The organism is Hymenobacter sp. B1770, assembly GCF_049896385.1.
Taxonomy (GTDB): domain Bacteria; phylum Bacteroidota; class Bacteroidia; order Cytophagales; family Hymenobacteraceae; genus Hymenobacter.
On record NZ_JAFCUF010000011.1, the window covers coordinates 117,008 to 133,216 of the forward strand.

Annotated in this window: 14 protein-coding genes; all 14 read right to left on the minus strand. The window is 58.2% G+C overall.

The genetic code is table 11. The features are described 5' to 3' along the window. Positions 1-44: 44 nt before the first annotated feature. Entirely contained in the window at positions 45-1,076 is a 1,032-nt protein-coding gene (locus ACP7AJ_RS18865) for a UbiA family prenyltransferase (protein WP_426061749.1), read from the minus strand. Between the two features lies 1 nt (position 1,077). Continuing rightward, positions 1,078-1,821 carry an HAD family hydrolase gene (locus ACP7AJ_RS18870; RefSeq protein ID WP_426061750.1) on the minus strand — a complete coding sequence of 248 codons (744 nt, stop codon included), beginning with the start codon at positions 1,819-1,821 and terminating at the stop codon, positions 1,078-1,080. A gap of 502 nt (positions 1,822-2,323) precedes the next feature. Then, positions 2,324-3,487: a glycosyltransferase family 2 protein gene (locus ACP7AJ_RS18875; RefSeq protein WP_426061751.1), complete on the minus strand. Its 1,164-nt coding sequence runs from the start codon at positions 3,485-3,487 to the stop codon at positions 2,324-2,326. Positions 3,488-3,499: 12 nt separating this feature from the next. After that, complete coding sequence (locus ACP7AJ_RS18880) at positions 3,500-4,144, minus strand: acyltransferase (protein ID WP_426061752.1); 645 nt, start codon at positions 4,142-4,144, stop codon at positions 3,500-3,502. A gap of 59 nt (positions 4,145-4,203) precedes the next feature. Beyond that, complete coding sequence (locus ACP7AJ_RS18885; RefSeq protein ID WP_426061753.1) at positions 4,204-5,430, minus strand: glycosyltransferase family 4 protein; 1,227 nt, start codon at positions 5,428-5,430, stop codon at positions 4,204-4,206. 25 nt (positions 5,431-5,455) lie between these two features. After that, positions 5,456-6,655, minus strand: coding sequence for a glycosyltransferase (locus tag ACP7AJ_RS18890; protein ID WP_426061754.1), 1,200 nt, complete (start codon positions 6,653-6,655; stop codon positions 5,456-5,458). A gap of 125 nt (positions 6,656-6,780) precedes the next feature. Continuing rightward, positions 6,781-7,977, minus strand: coding sequence for a glycosyltransferase (locus tag ACP7AJ_RS18895; protein WP_426061755.1), 1,197 nt, complete (start codon positions 7,975-7,977; stop codon positions 6,781-6,783). 88 nt (positions 7,978-8,065) lie between these two features. Beyond that, a complete protein-coding gene (locus ACP7AJ_RS18900; protein ID WP_426061756.1) occupies positions 8,066-9,052 on the minus strand; it encodes a glycosyltransferase family 2 protein in 987 nt (328 codons plus the stop codon). Beyond that, positions 9,045-10,505 carry an O-antigen ligase family protein gene (locus ACP7AJ_RS18905; protein WP_426061757.1) on the minus strand — a complete coding sequence of 487 codons (1,461 nt, stop codon included), beginning with the start codon at positions 10,503-10,505 and terminating at the stop codon, positions 9,045-9,047. Before ACP7AJ_RS18905 ends, ACP7AJ_RS18900 begins: the two co-directional genes overlap by 8 nt. A 42-nt stretch (positions 10,506-10,547) precedes the next feature. Next, positions 10,548-12,665, minus strand: coding sequence for a GumC family protein (locus ACP7AJ_RS18910; RefSeq protein WP_426061758.1), 2,118 nt, complete (start codon positions 12,663-12,665; stop codon positions 10,548-10,550). Further along, a complete protein-coding gene (locus ACP7AJ_RS18915) occupies positions 12,662-13,396 on the minus strand; it encodes a TolC family protein (protein WP_426061759.1) in 735 nt (244 codons plus the stop codon). The genes ACP7AJ_RS18910 and ACP7AJ_RS18915 overlap by 4 nt, the downstream gene beginning before the upstream one ends. Beyond that, positions 13,393-14,583 (minus strand): sugar transferase, encoded by a 1,191-nt coding sequence (locus tag ACP7AJ_RS18920; protein ID WP_426061760.1) that lies wholly within the window; start codon positions 14,581-14,583, stop codon positions 13,393-13,395. Before ACP7AJ_RS18920 ends, ACP7AJ_RS18915 begins: the two co-directional genes overlap by 4 nt. Then, positions 14,580-14,966: a response regulator transcription factor gene (locus ACP7AJ_RS18925; RefSeq protein ID WP_092674148.1), complete on the minus strand. Its 387-nt coding sequence runs from the start codon at positions 14,964-14,966 to the stop codon at positions 14,580-14,582. The genes ACP7AJ_RS18920 and ACP7AJ_RS18925 overlap by 4 nt, the downstream gene beginning before the upstream one ends. A gap of 770 nt (positions 14,967-15,736) precedes the next feature. Beyond that, positions 15,737-16,209, minus strand: a 473-nt coding sequence (locus tag ACP7AJ_RS18930; protein WP_426061761.1) for a T9SS type A sorting domain-containing protein, incomplete at its 5' end; no start/stop codon positions are given.

Here is a 16,209-nt window from a genome sequence, read left to right on the forward strand (position 1 = left end):
CTGGGGGTTGTACCGGGGAGGGTCACTGGGCAGGACGCGAAGTCCTACCGTTGGTCAAAATTGAATTGGTCTTCCAGGAGGTTGCTGAGAATTGGAATCTTAACAAACATAAGCACCATCAGGAGGATGCAAAAGAGCACCACATAGGTCATAAAGTACTTGCGGGTATAAAGCTTCTCGGAGCCCTGCACGGGAGAGTTTTCGAGCAAGCCGATGCGCAGGTACCACGAAAACAGCAGGGCGAAAAACGGAAAGCTGAGCAGCAGCTCAATGCGGTTCTTAACCAGGAAGATGCCCAGGAAGAACGCCGACGTGAGGGCGTAGAAGAACATGGATATCAGCAGGCTATGCTCGGTGTAGAACTGAAACGACCGGCGGTACAGGCCCGCCAAGGCGGGGTCTTTGATGAGGCGGTACTCAGCAAAGCGCTTGGTGGCCATGAGGAAGGCACCGCCCATCCAGTAGGCTACAATAATGCTGGAAGGAGGGAGGCTGTTGAAAAACGAGATGCCGTTGAGGGCTTCGTACGACAGGGCCGGGGCCACAATGTACCAGCCCAGCGCAAACCGGATGGGGTTGTTCACCGACTCCGACAGCACGTCGAGGTATACCCGCTCCTTGGTCCGGAAGGGCCGCACGTTATACATCACGCCCATGAACAGCAAGAACATGGAAACGAACAGAAATTGCAGACTTATTTGGTAAGCCAGGAAGAAGCCCACCATGGCCAGCGCAAACCACTCGAAGTACACCAGCGCGGGGTTCACCACCCGCACCACCGAGGTGCGCTTCTTTTTCAGCGGGTGAAACTTATCAAATTCAGCGTCGAGGTATTCGTTGATAACGTAGTTGGCCGAGGCCACCAGGCAGGTGCTCGCCACGCCCATCACCAGCTTGGCCAAAAACACCGAATCGAGCGGGATGCGGTAGATGATGAAGGCAAACAGGACCCCCGGCATCATAAATACGTTTTTGGCCCAGTTGTCGGGCCGGGCAATCGCAATGTAGTCTTTGATGCCGGCCGGAATCAGGGCAACCTCAGGCTCTGCAGTCAGAGACTCAGTAGACGTAGGCATATTATTCATGAGGGGTAGTGGTGAGAGAAGTCGCGAGCGTGTCTTCCAGCGTTTTATAAAAGGTGAAACTGTCGAAAGGTTGCTTATCGACAATCAAGTAAGGCATGCCGGCTTGCTCGGCACAGGCGCCGTCCAGTTCGGGGCGGTCGCCGATAAACAGGCAGTCGGCCGGCGCCAGGCCGAGCGCATTGGCTATATGGAGCAGGCCGTGGGGAGCAGGCTTAAGATGGTCAATTTCGGGGTCGGTGGAACTGACAATGATGTCGGCAGCCAACCCCATAGCTGCCAGCTTATCGTGCGCTTTGTAGTCGGAGTAGATACCAATTTTTATGCCTCTTTGCTGCAAAGCCGCAAAAAAAGCATGGGTGCCGGGGTAAGTGCAGCCTCGCAGGTATTGGTTGGGGTACTGAAACATCCAGTGTTCCACCACCCTTTTGATTTTATCGGCGGAGGTGCGGCCATTGTTGGAGGCCCAGGTATATTGTGCATTTTCAATGTCGGGTCCCGCGGCCCCGTGGCGCTTTTCCCGCTCGGCGCGAAAGCGCTGCAAAATCAGCATTTCGTCCAGCCGCCAGGGCCGCAGCGCGTAGTAGCGCAGCAGGGCAACCAGCATTTTACTGCGCAGCTTAGCCTGCGTATATAATGTGCCGTCCACATCAAAAATAACGGCTTTCACCTCGTGCCACCGAACTACCGATGCTGCCGAAGGGGTGAATTCCGCTTCTTTGTGGGGGTGTAAATTCATAAAAAAGTATTTCGAATAGGGCGATAATTAATGATTTATACTGCTTTGATAAGGTTTGGTTATGGATTATTTGAATAGTTGTCTTGCATTAAATTGTATAATCTATTTATTTACTTTAGCCAAGTATATTGTGTAGAAGAATTGGTCCATAGCGCAGATAAAGACCCGAAGCCGATGGTCATCAGTAAGCGACTGGTTTTGCCGGGCGGCGTTAAACCATTTCTCTGCTTTATAATAACTTAACGAAGTTGGGAAGATGCTCTAACCCCGTTTGGCAAAACAGCGTGGTAGGTACAGCTACTTCAAGCTGATTATTCAAAGCACGCCTGTGATGGCAGCGCTCCCATACGCAGCAGCCGGACCTGAGTTATTGGTTGGCAAGGCATAATAATGTTAATTTTCGACTGTACCAACTGCTACAGTATTACCGGTGGGCAGGCATTACAGCCAAGCCACTTCTTTCCCGCGTTTGCCCATCTTTTTGCAGATAGTAGGCGCAGGGTTAGGCCACGGGTGCCCGCTGGGCTTTGTCCCAAGCCGCGGGCTGTGAGTTGCGGAAAAACCGCGCAGCTCCCTGAAACACCGCCACGTTCATCATGGTGAAGTAGAGCGGCACCAGCAGCGGGCCGGCTGCTTTGCCCCGACTGGCCTGGTACCAGCCCAGCGCCGCTGCACCATAAAACAGTCCTTGCAGCACCAGCAGCACGGTATAGATGCCGCCGTGGCTCACCGCCAGCGCCGCATTGAGCGGCAGCAGCAGCAGCAGCAGGGCCGGCGTCAGGCTCCAGCGCAGCACCCGGTGCGAGAAGTACAGGAAAGCAACCACTGGCTGCCTCAGCGGGTTGAGCAGCGGCAGCAGCCGGGCCATCGACTGCCAGCCGCCAGCGCAGATGCGCACCTTGCGCTTCATTTCCTCTTTCAGCGAGAAGGACGGTGGCTCCATGGCGTAGGCCTGGGGCTCGTAAATCACGCGGTAGCCGTTGTCCACGATGCGCATGGACTGCACGAAGTCGTCGAGAATCGTATCGGCTTCCAGCGGCTTAAACAGGTCGGTTCGAAAGGACACCAGCTCGCCGGCCGCACCCATGAGGCTGTAGATATCGGAGTCGCACTGCTTCAGAAACGACTCGTATTTCCAGTACAGGCCTTCTCCGGCGCCGGAGGTGCTGCCGTCGCGCAGTACCCGCTTCTCGCCCGATACGGCGCCCACGCGCGGGTCGGCGTAGTGACGCACCAGCTGGCGGGCCGCTTCGGGGTTGAGCAGGGTGTTGCAGTCGGTGAAAATGACGTAGGGCGTCTTCACGTACCGGATGGCGCGGTTTTCGGCCATCGATTTGCCGGCCCGCTCGGGGCTGTGCAGGTGCTGCACCTCGGGGTACTTGGCCAGCACCGCCCCGGAGTGGTCGTTCGAGCCGTCGGTGATGAACATCAGGTGCAGCTTCTCGGCCGGGTAATCCAGGGCCAGGCAATTGCGCACCTTTTCGTCCAGAATATCGGCTTCGTTGTAGGCAGGCACCACCAGCGTCACCTCCGGCTCGAAGCCTCCGGCAGCCACGGCCTTTTTAGTGCCCCGCGCCAGCTTGGCCCACACCCACACCACCAGGGCGTAGCCCACATAAGTAAACAAAACGACGGCTAGCGACAGCCAAAAGAGAAAAACAAGCATGTGGGGTAAAATCTAAACAGAGGGTTGGGCGATGGAATGTTTTTGCGGACGCTCCCACGCCTGGGCCTCTTCGTTGTATTGTTTGAGAATGCGGGCGGGGTTGCCGCCCACCACCGAATACGGCGGCACGTCTTTGGTGACCACGCTGCCGCCGGCTACTACCGAGTGCTTGCCAATGCGCACGCCCGCCGTAACCACGGCATTGGCCCCAATCCAGGCCTCGTCTTCCACCACTATTTCAGCCGTGGTGCAGGGCTGGTCTTTGATGGGCATGCTGAGGTCATCGTAGCCGTGGTTGAGACCTGAAAACACCACGTTTTGGGCAATAATGACATCATTGCCAATGCGCAGCGGCCCAATCAGGACGTTGGCAATGCCCACGAAAGTGCGGGCGCCAATGTGCACCGCGCCCATGCCGTTGTTCACCGTTGCGTAGTCTTCAATCACCGAGTCGGGGCCTAAGGAAAAGGCGTTGAACGGCACCACGTCCATTCGGGTTCGCCAGCGCACCAACGAGCGGCGGCCGTATTTGTGCTTGAATGGGTTAATGAACCACTTCACCCACAGGCGCGGCCGGGCCTCACGGGGCACGAGCAGCAACCATAGCACCAGCTCTTTCAGCCGGGGGTTATTCTTTATTTTATCGGCAACGGACATGACGCAGGGAGTGAGTGGGCGCGACCAGCAAGAATCTCGCCGAATGCATATACGACCAGCTAGCGGCGCACGGGGCGGGCCTCCGCCACCTGCTCGTACACGCCGCGCACTTGCCGGGCGGTTTCGCGCCACGAAAAATGCTGCACCCGCTGCAGGCCCCGGGCCACCAGGGCGGCGCGTTCGGTGGGGTCGTTCTGCAGGCGCAGAATGGCATCGGCAATGGTCTCGGGCTGGAACGGGTCAACCAGCAGGGCAGCATCGCCGGCCACCTCGGGCATCGATGACGTGTTGCTGGTGATGACCGGTGTGCCACAGGCCATGGCCTCCAGAATGGGAATGCCGAAGCTTTCGCGCAGCGACGGGTAGAGAAATACCTCGGCCAGGTTGTAGATGAGTGGCAGCTCCTGATTGGGCACGTAGCCGCACAGCTGAATGTGGGCCCGCAGTTCAGGGGCATCCAGCTCGCGCAACAGGGCCGTCAGGGCAGTTTCAGCGTAGTCGAGCATCACCAGCTGAAGCGAGAGCTGCCCCTGTTTCTTGAGCAGCGCCAGGGCTTGCAGCACGCCGCGCAGGTTTTTCTTGGGGTCAGTATTGGCCAAGAAGAAGATAAACCGGTCGGGCAGGGCGTAGCGGGCCTTGGCCGCCGCCAGCGCTGCCTTGTCGGTGATGGGCCGAAACTGCTCGCCGGCGCTGTTGTACACCACCTGCACCTGGCCCGCGGGGCCGGGCAGGCGCTGCACTATGCGGGCCTGCTCAAACGCCGATACCGTGAGCACTCGCTCGCACAAGGGCATCACCCGCGGCACGTTCCAGCGCCGGTAGAGGTTGCCGATGCGCTGGTACCAGCTGCCGCGCCGCAAATCCAAGGGCTCTAAGTAAATGATGTCGTGCAGGGTGAGCACCAGCGGCACGCCAGCGCGCAGGGGCGCCGTGTTGCTGGTGCAGTGCAGCAGGTGCACGCCCGCTTCGCGGGCTGCGCGCGGCAACAGCACCTGCTCCCAGTAGGGGTAGGGGCCGCCGGGCACCTCTACAATGTGGAAGTTGGGTGTGGCCTTCAGCACCGCGTGGTCTTCGTCGGGCTTCACGAAAATGAAGTACTCGTTGTGCTGGTCCAGCTGCTGGAGGTTTCGAATCAGCTCCAGGGCCACGATGTCCATGCCGTGCTTGTGGGGCCGGAATAACCGCTGGGCCTCAATGCCGATGCGCAAGGGGCGCCGACCGTGAGCCACCGGGCCGGGCACAGCCGGCGCTAGTTCTGCAGGTGGTGGGGGCAAGGGCGTAGCCATGGGAAGAGGTAACTAATGGTGATATTTAAACGTGGGCCGGCTGAAACTGCTCCAGGGTATCATACAGCGACTTAGCGCTGGCCTCCCACGTGTGGCTTTTGGCAAAGGCAATGCCATCGGCCGCGGGGCTCGGAGCACCTTCGGTCAGGGCGCGGTCCAGCATGTCTAGCCAGTCCTGGGCGGTGTGGGCTAGGTACACGTAGTCGGCAAACATTTCCATGGTGCCGGTGGCCGTGGCCACCACAGACTTGCCCATAGCCAAGTACTCGTCTATTTTGAGCGGGTAGTTCCCAACAGTAGCCTCGTTGACCATCTGAGGGTTGATGCAAACATCGGCGTGTTGGAGGTAGGGCGCCAGTTGGGTCGGGGCCTTGTTGCCCAGGAAGAAAACATTGGGCAGGTTGTGGAGCTCGCTACGCCGGAACACATCATCCTCTGGCCCTATCAGTACCAGGCTCCAATCGGAGCGCTGCTTGGCAATGGCCACCAGCAAGTCGATGTCCAGCCGGATGGTAGTCAGGTAGCCCGTGTATACAATGCGGGGGTGCGGCACCCGCGCCATGTCGGCGGGCTCCTCGTAGTCGATGTCGGCCTGGTACATTTCCAGCGCGCAGCCCTGGCCGATGTTGAAGCTGTTCGGATTGTGCTTCAGAGCATATTCGCATAGGTAAGCCGAGTTGACGGCCACTACGTCAGCTTGTTTCAGAAGCTGGGCTTCCACCCACGGGCCGTGCCGCTGGAAGTAAGGCACCGCAATGGTGTAGTCGCGCAGGTAGTAGATAGACAGGCGCGGGGCCAGCAGCCGCTTCAGTTCCAGGCCCTGAAAAATGATGCCGTCCTGCAGCAGATAGTACGAATCGAAACCCACCGCCTGGGCTGCCTCGGCTATGCTGGCCGCGAGCTTCTTGCTGTTCCAGCGGTTTAAACTTTCAAACGCGGACCGCACCGGTAGCCAGTTGATGGATGCCCCGAGCACCTTGGGCGTGAGCACCCACAGGTTGGGCTCGGCCTGCACCACAGCGTCCGATTTGCCCTTCAGCACGCCCAGGTGCCTTTTCACTTCGGGCTGGCCAAAGCTCGAGAGCACCGTGTTCATGTCCAGCGGCATGTTCACGTACAGCACCCGGTTATTCTTCGCAAATTCCTTGGCCAGGTTTTTGGCGCTGGTTGCAATGCCGATGTTCCAGTTTTGCTGGCACAGCATGACGATGTTTTGATTTTTCATAGCAGAGCGTGCGGGCCGCCGCGTTACTTTTTAGGAGTGGCCTGAAGGCCCTTGCGCCAGCCAATGTATAAGCTGATAAGGGCAGGTACGAAGATGATTTCCCAAGGCATAACGGTTGGGTTGGGTTAACGGTGGGAAGGGCTTCGGGTGGCCGTGGCCGTGTGCGGAGTGGCCATAAAGGAGGTTTTGGCTTTTCTGATTTGCAGCATGGCCAGCAGCATGGCCCCCAGCGCCACCGGCAGGTGCAGCACGGCCCGGCCTACCTGGCGAGTGTAGAGGCGCGCCGGCAGGGCCAGCAGCAGTGCCGAGGCCGCGGCCGCCAATAGTGCCAGCCAGAAGACCGGCGTGGGCCCCACTGGCCACAGCAATGACAATACCACCAGCAGCCCCAGCAAGCCCAATAGCAGAATGCGGGGCAACAGCATCGACTGCAGTATCTTATCTACAAAGTCCCAGTTGCCTTTGCCTAGCTGCCGCACGCCTTCGCCCAGGTACTTGATGAAGAACTCCTTTTGGGTAGCCAGCCAGCGGGTACGCTGGTTGGCAAATACTCTAGAATTGGGAATCTTCTCGTCGTACACGTAGGCTTCGGGGAGGTAAGCTATTTTAACCTTATCCTTCAGCGCTCTGAAATCCAGTTCTTTGTCTTCGCCCGGCGTGTCGCCAATGTCCTGCAGCAGCTGGTGAATGTAGTTGTATTCGAAAGCCATGCCCGACCCGATGAGGGCCGACGACAAGCCCAGGCTGGCGTGGCCCTGCCGGAAAATGTGGTTGTTGATTTCCTCGTTGCAGGCGTCAAGCACGGCAAAGGGCGAGTCCAGGTTTTTGGCCGTGCGGTGGCCCTGCACCACCCGGTAGCCCGCCGCAAAGGCGTTGTTTATCTGCGTTAGAAAGCCGGGGGCCATTTCGTTGTCCACGTCCAGAATCACGGCCACGTCGTAGGCCTGCGCGGGCAACTCGTTCAGAGCCGCCAGCAAGGCCTTGCCCTTGGTGCTTTTGGCAAAGCCCACTTCCACCACGCCGGCTCCCTGCTGGCGCAGCGCCTGCACGGTCACGGGCAGCAGCCCGTCGGCAATGACATGCACATCGGCCTGTCCGGCGTACTGATGCGCTACGGCCACGGGCGCCGTTTCTGTAATCACGGCATCGGCACGGTAGGCGGGCATAAGCACGCACATGCGCCGCAGCACGCCTGCCGGAGCCGGTGGCAAGGCCGGAATGGCCCGGTGCCCAGCTACCGAAAAAAACAGCAGATACACTACATTGAACAGCAAATAAGTGCCCAGCAGGTATAAAATCAGGGTCGGTAAAAAGACCAACATATTCAATGATAATGATTAATGCTTGGAGCTGGCACTAGTGTACGCGGCTGCCTGCCCCGCAGTACGGAAAGTGCGCCCGGCGGTTCTGTTATTCGATAGTAGATGAACGGTGCTGAACCCCGTGGGCCGGGCCCACACCGGCCTCCAGCGGCGGGTTGGCGGCCGCCGTTGTCAGGAAAGTATTTTGGTGTACGTTGTGGCCTTGCAAGTGCCAGCCCAGTCCGCGCCACAGGGCGCGCAAGTGGGCCCACTGGCCTCGAAGAGCCAAAACCAAGCTGTTTTTGGGTACCGATATCAGCAAGTAAAACAAGCAGCCGCTCCAGAAGCGCCAGCCCTCGGAGTTGCGCCGGATGTACAGCAGACGGTTGCGATTCAGGTAGTAGGTGCGCAGCACCGAGCCTTGGCCCACCGACACCGACTCCTTGTGGTAGATGGTGGCGCTGGCTTCGTAGTAGCTCTGGTAGCCCGCCCGCTTTATCATCTCGCACCAGTCCAGTTCCTCGTAGTAGAGGAAGTACAGCGCCGGCATGAGGCCGGCTTTGCGGATAACTTCAGTGGGCACCATCATGGCCGCCCCGTGAATGAGGGAGGTCACGTGCGACGTATCGTGTTGGCCCTTATCGAGTTCGAGGTAGCCCTTCACGTGGCCGCGCCCGGTCCAGGGGCTGATGCCGTCGCAGCCAGCATACTGAATCAGGTTGTCGGTGCCGTAGAAGATGATTTTTGGCGACACCACGCCCACTTTGGGGTTGCGCTCAAACACCGAAACCAAGGGCTCAAGCAGGTGGGGAACTACTTCGGTGTCATTGTTTAGGAACAGGCAATAGTCGCCCTTGGCAGCCTGAATACCGAGGTTGTTGCCGCCGGCAAACCCCAAGTTCTCGGTCGAGCGGATGAGCTGTACTTCTGGAAATTGCTCTTCAATGATGCCCGGGTCTTCGGTGGGCGACGCATTGTCTATCACAATCACCTCAAAGTTGGGGTAGGTGAGCTGCCGCAACGAGGCCAACATAGCACAGGTAACCTGGGCCTGGTTGTAGTTGATGGAGATAATAGAAACTAGCGGCCTAAGCATAAACGGCACGAGCTAAAGTGGTAACGGGCTTCGGTGTGTCGAGGGTAGGGCCCAGAAACACAAATACCCACGACGTATAAAGGAGAAGAGAAGAGGGGTACTGGTTCATAATCTCGTTGCCATAGCTGGCCATGAGAATTCCGGCGTAGCCAGCCGTGAGGGCCAGTAGCTTTTGCCGCAGCACGGGGTCGCGGATGCGCCAAACGATACCCGCGCATTTGCCCAGAATGTAGAGCATGAAGCCGAACCAGATAATGAAGCCCACGATGCCGTAGTGGCCCCATACTTTCACAAAATAACTGTCGGGGGCAATCGTAGAGAGGAATTTGTCGCGGTTATACAGCTTGCCCCAGTTACCCATCACGCCCATGCCGCCACCAAAGGGCCGGCTGGACATGTAGTCGCGCAGGATGGCCTGGTTTTCCAGGCGCACCAGCAGCGACGGGTCGTTGGGGTCGAGCGCAGTGCGCATGCGGAACACGTTGGGGTTGGTGTCGCCAATCTTGGTGTACTTCAACACCCCGAATGCACCGGCGGCCAGAAAGCAGCCCAGGATTAATATCGCGACACGCTTGCTGAGCACCAGGTACACAAACGCCCCCACCACCAGCACGAAGAATGCTCCCCGGGTACCGGAGACCAACATGCCATATATCATCACAAGGGCCGCCACCGCCAGCAGCGCCCGCTTCTGCCAGGAAAATGGCCCTATGGCCAAAATGCCGCATATCAGCGCCGCGTACGCCATCGACGACCCAAACTGCGCCGCCTCGCTATAGAACGAAAAGGCCCGCAACTGCCCCCATATCACGTGGGTAACCGCGCCGCCTCTGTTCAGCCAGAGCTGCTCCATCTCATCTACGCCGTTCACCTTCTGGTTGATGCCGTAAAGAGCCCCGAACACCGATATGCCGATGATGAGGTAGAGAAAGAGATTCAGGTCGCGCTTCGTGTTGAAGACCATGAAGCAGAGCGGCACCGCCATAAACCAAATCAGGGCGCTGCCCCGCAGCTCAAAAAACCAGCCCTGCACGCTGGCGCCCGCCGGATTGGCCACTTCCAGAATGTTGATAACAAACCAGATAACCGTAATCCGACACAAGTCGTTGTGGATGCGGCGCCAGTCGGGGCGTATGGTCTGATGAAACAGCACGGCTATCCAGGTAAGCACCAGGATGATTTCCATGGCCGTGCCCGCGGGCAGGTCGATGAAATGCCGGGTCAGGTAGCTTAGCAAAAAGGAGTAAACCACGGCCGTGATATAGCCGGACCGCGGATTATTGAAGATTACAACCAGGAAGGCGACAATCAGCGGCGTGGCCAGTATCAGCGACGGCACGGCTAACCCCAACTGGCCGGAGAGCCACCCGCCCAGCAACGCCACCGCCAGCGCACCGGGCAGCAGCCAGCGCGAGTTGAGCAGGTTTTGGGCAGGGGTTGGCGTAAATCTCATGGGTAAGCAATCCAGGAACGAGGCGACAAAGGGTGCTGGACCCTAAGCCATTGCCTCTTCGCCGTGGTGCTGCGACACGCCCGACAAAACCACTTCGACCGGCGCCGAGGTGGCAGAGCGGAGCTGCTCCACGGTCTGATGGTCGGTCATGCGCCAGGCACGGGTAGCCGGCACGGTAAGAAAAACAAGGTTGAGCTGACGCAGCAAGCCCACTGGCAATGCTTCTTCGCGCAGGGCCGGGAACTCCACCAGTACCACCTGCACGTCAGGCGAGCTGATTTCCGACATGCGCTTGGGCGTGGCGTGCTGAATGAGCTGGTCGAGCTGCCAGCCTTGCACGGCGGCCGCTTCCGACGGGTAGAACAGGGACGGTGCGTCGGTGCCCGGGTTGGCCCCGTCCGTGTCCGGATACAAGGCCAGGGTTTGCACGCCCATTTCGTGGCAGCGCTGCGAGAGGCCCTGGCACAGGGTGGTTTTGCCTTCCTGGCGCTGCACGCTGAAAATGCCCACCACAAACGGGGGGGGCACCGGCGAGGTGTTGGCTTTAAGCAATATGTGTCGCACCAGCTGGTCGAGGCTGCGTTGCTGCGCGGCCTGCAGCTGCTTGGTGGGGGGCGCCTGCGAATCCAGCGTCATGCCGGCCACGGGCAAACCAATCTGCCGCATGGCTTCCGATGGGTTTTTCAGCGACTTGTCCAGCAGGCCCAGGCCCACAATGGTGCCCGCCACGCACACAAAGCCGCCGAGGCCACTCAGCAGCACCATCATCAGCAGCTTATTGCTTTTGGGCTGCGAGGGCAGGTTCGGCGGGTCTACAATCTTAAGGTTGGCCGTAAGGGCAGTGTTCTGCTGGGTAGCCTTGCTCGCATTCAAGCTAGCCAGCACCGAGAGGTAGGCTTTTTCAGCCAGCTCTATCTCGCGGCCAATGCGCTTGAGGGTGGCGCCCAAAGGGGCCATGCGCTGATACTCGCGTTCAAACTCCTGCCGGCGGCGGTTCATCACGTCGAGCTTGGCTTTGTTCGACTCCACCAGCACCATGTTCTGCACCCACTCGCCCAGCAGGTCCTTGTTGGGAATGCCCTCAGCAGAGCTGCTCTGGACGGAAAGAACGTCCACATTATTCTGGATGGCCTGGGCAGCGCGGTCGGCCTCAGCCTTCAGCTGCTTGGTTTTGTTGGGGTCGTTCTGCCCAAAAAGCTCCTGGTCGGCAATGCTGGCGCTAAGGCGGCTCAGCTTCCGGCGCTGCTCTATCATCTGGGCGCTGCTCATCAGCGAGGCCTGGCGGCCACCGAGCTTGCGGTTCACCGCATTAAGGGCGGCCTGCGCTCCGGCATACTGCTGGTTCATCTCGGTAAGCTGCCCGGCCAGTGCCTCCTTCTGCATAGCCACGTTGTTGGACTGCGACTCGAAGTTGATGATGTTGTTTTCGCGGTTGAAGGCCAGGTTTTCGGCTTCCGCTTTGTCGAGCCGCTCTTTGGCACGCTTCAACTCCTCTTCGTAGTACTTAATAACCGACGTGGTCTGGCCTTCGCGCAGGTTGCGGGACTGATTCAAAAACACCTGGGTCACCAGCGAAAGCGTGGTGCGGGCAAGGTCCGGGTCGTGGCTGTCGAAGTACAGCCGCACCAGGTCGCTCGCGCCGATGCGGCTGGCCGTGAGGTTCTTCAGTGCCGCCAGCGAGTAAGTGGGGTTGGCCGAGTTCAGCAGCCGCTGCACGGGGTTGCTGGCGTTGGTTTGGGCAAAAGCGCGCACTTTATCGAGGGTCGCTTCCTGTGTGGTGCCCGTGAGCTGCTGGCGCAGGCGGGCCGGCAGGCTCTCCCTAAGCCCTTCGTAGGTTGGGGAAGTCAGCAACGAGGGCTGCTGGCTGGTTTCAAACAAGTGCTTCGCCAACAGGCTGTAAACTACCTCCTCTTTGGTTGAGCGCGACGTAATCAGGTTAATGAGGTTGTCGAACGCGTTATTGGTCGTGTTATAGTCCGCCGCTGCGTTGCCCGTGAGCGAGTAACCCGAGGCAATGCCCGTGTAAATGGTGGTGTCGGAGCTGTAGGTTTGGGGCAGCTGGCGGGCAAAGAAATAGGTCGAGACACTGAGCACCAGCGGCACCAGCAGCAGTAAGACCCATTTCCGCTTCAGCAGCCGGAATATCTCGTACAAACTCATTTAGTCGTCATTAAAGTTGAAATTTTGGCGCCAACCACTTCTTCGAGCATCATAAACGCGGTGTCGTACTGGTTGCGCGCCGACTCCAGCGTTACCGAAGCCGAGGTGAGACTGCTATTAACACCGGAGAGTTCCTGCAGAGTCATTTGGCCCTGCCGAAATTGCTTCTCGGCCAATTGGTAGTTCGTTCGCACGTTCACCAAAGCCTCTTGCTGCAAGGTAAAAACTTTACGGGCCAGGCGCACGCTCTGATACATCGGAATAATCTGCTCCCGTATCTGGTTTTCGCGGTCCTGCTTAAGGGCCTCGGTCCGCTGGAGAGCCAACTGCTCGCGCTTGATGTTATTGCCGCGGGTCACTAACTGCCCAATGGGCAGGTTAAGTGAGGCAACGGCCGAGTAGCGTGGCGTATTGCGTATTGCAATTTGGTCAAATCCCACGTTTCCCACTGCAAGCAGGTTACCATAGCTATAGTTGGCACCCACGGCGAGATTATTGAATATGGCCTCCTTCGCCAGCGTCACGTTTTGCTTGGCGATTCCCTTTTCCAGCTCCATGGCTTTCATCTGAGCCGAGTGCCGAAGGGCGGCAGCGGTCAACAGGGGCAAAGCCGTTTCCGGCGAGTCAAAAAAGACGCTTTGCCAGGTTTCACTTGGAGCCGGTTTGGCCTGACCAAATGCCAAGGTTGTGTGTAGCGCAAGCAGCAAACCACTTAAGAGCGTCTTAATCATACGTTTTCTTTTTGAAATAAAGCGGGAATGGTTTTGAGAATGATTTCCAGGTCTTTTTTCATCGAATAGTCCCGTGCGTATTCAATGTCCAACGCTTTGCGTTCCTCCTCCGACATGTCGCCGCCTTTGCCGCGACGGCTTACCTGCCACAAGCCCGTGATACCCGCTGGCGCAATAAAACGCCGGGAGTACTCGTCGGTGAGCAGCTTTTCGGCCTCGTAGAGCGGCAGGGGGCGGTTGCCTACCAATGACATGTCGCCCCGGAGCACGTTGTAGAGCTGGGGAAGCTCGTCAATACTGGTATTGCGCAGAAACCTGCCCAAACGGGTAACCCGGGGGTCATTCACTATCTTGATAAACGCTGGAGCCTCCTCGGCCTTCTTCTGCCAGCGGTATTTTTTCTCACAAATCAGGCGCCCGCGCTGGTCCACCAGCTGCTGTTGGCAGGCGGTGCCGGCGGCAGTGCACGCATCGCACAGCCCCGCCAGGCCGTTGGCCTCCGGGGCCGTGCTCGACCCATTGGCCTGGTACTGGTTCAGGTTTTTAATGGAGTCCAGCATCTGATCCGCATCCGAGCGCATCGAGCGCAGCTTCCAGAACTTGAAAACCCGGTAGCCCGCGCCCACGCGATAGGAGTAGTAGAACACCGGCCCGCGCGACTCAAGCTTGATGAGAGCCGCCAGCACCAACAGGATGGGCGAGAGCACCAGCAGCGCCCCACCCGCCACCACCACGTCCATGAGGCGCTTGCTCAGGGGCATGCGCAGGGCGTAGGGGCTGGTGGTGTCTATCTGCACGGGCCGGGCCCGCGCCAAGAAGTGCAGGCGCGTCAGCAGCCGCTCCTGGTCGTCTTGGGCTGAAAAAATTTCGCTGCCCGGGCTTTCCAGCAGCACGGTCCGTAGGGCGGGGGCTACCGACTGCTGCACCAGCCACAATATGGGTTGGGCCACCCGGCTCTGGTCTTTGAGCACGCGCATCAAGCGCAGCCCCAGGCTAGAGGCCGGATCGGCCGCATTGATTATAGCGGTGAAAGGCATGGGTTGCTGCGCGCAAAGCGACAGCACCTGTTCCGGAGTCGTCACAACTACCGCTTCCAGCTCCTGCACAAACTCCTGTTGGAAGCGTCGGCCGTCCTGTTCGTCCAGCGTTATGTATAGGATGGGTATCTTACCAGTAGTCAAGCTCATACCCGAATGCGATTCAGCAGGTTTTGAATGCGTAAACTAAGCTCTTCGGGGTTGAAGGGCTTTACCAGATAATCGTCAGCACCCAGCCGCAAGCACAAAATCTTATTGCTCGTGCTTTCCTTACCCGACAGAATAATCAGGCCCACATCGCGGTGGCGGCTGCTAGCCCGAATCTGTTTGATGAAGTCCGGCCCGTCCATCACCGGCATGTCATAATCCGCCACAATGGCGTCGGGGCTGTTGCCCTGCTCCAGCCATTGCATGGCCTCAAGTCCATTAGACTTAACCACAACTTTATAATCAGCGCCGAAATAGTGCTCTAAAATCAAGCATATCGATGGCTCATCGTCAACTATAAGTAGTGTTTTTTTTATAATTGGCATAGTTTGGTTTCTGTTTCGTGGAAAGTCGGTGTTTATATATAGCACAATCGAATACCATTAAGGGGTACTCTCATTGCTAACAAGCATACTGCCAAACACAGTTTGGGGTTGATTTATCTGAACATAATTTTCATATAAACAAAAGGAAAAACTGCATGATGACGTGGAATAGGCATTGATTTACAGTGATTTACGCTGAAATCACGCCTAATCTAAAATCGCATTTAGCTCTTTTCTCTAATTTAAGGGCCTTAGTCAATTTGGTTGTCAATCTTGCTGCGAGGGTCAGTTTTTGTTACGCCAGCGTTACGCGCGGAAGAAGTGCTTCATTATTGAAACAAGCCGTTGTTCTCGGGGAGTAGGCTCGATAACCTCAGCATTAGCAGAATTTAAACTTTGTGCTTTCCCATGATTGAATTATTGGGACGATAGAAGACTAAAGGGCCGACCTAAGTAGTTGTGGTAGCTACTCCGGTAATTCAGTGATGGGCAATGAGGTGGCTTGGCTGCAAGCGCAGTGGTTTAATGTAACGAAGGCCTCTCAGCTTAACACCAGCTTGGTCGTAGAGTGATTTTGTTTCTTAAGTTAGCTAATGCAAAACAACGGAGTTGGTTCGGAGACAAAACGACCCGGCCCTGAACGGGCTGTTCATTGCAGAACAGCCCGTTCAGGGCCGGGTCGTTTAAAGCTTTAAATCAGTTGGGCTTGCAGCTCCCGGCTGGTGGCTACCTCGTGAGCCACTGTTAACGAGCAATTAAGCTTTGTCTGATTATAACCGGCTGATGACAAACCGGGTGTTAATGACTTCGTGTTGGGTGATGAGCCGGACAAAGAAGACGCCGTCGGGCAGGCCGTGGGTGTCGAAGGGCACGTGGTGGAGCTCGCCGGCGGGGCGCTCGGCGGCCAGCAGCTGGCGCACGCGCTGGCCCTGCAGGTTGTAGACGGCCAGGGTGACGGGGCCGGTGCGGGCCAGGCGGAAGGCGACCGTGGCGCGGGCGCCGAGCCCAACAACGGGGTTGGGGTAGACGGCGGCCGTGGTGCCGGCCTCGGCGGCGGCGAGTGTGGCGCTGCTGCCCACAGCCGGGGAAGAGATGCTGGTGCCGAAGGGGATGAGGCTGCTGCCGGGGATGGGCTCCTGGCGGGTGCCGTTGGGCAGGCGCCAGGCCACGGCCAGGTAGCCGTTGCCCCAGGCCTGCTTGTGCAGGGCCTCGATGTAGTAGCGCGTGCCGGCCTGCAGTTGGA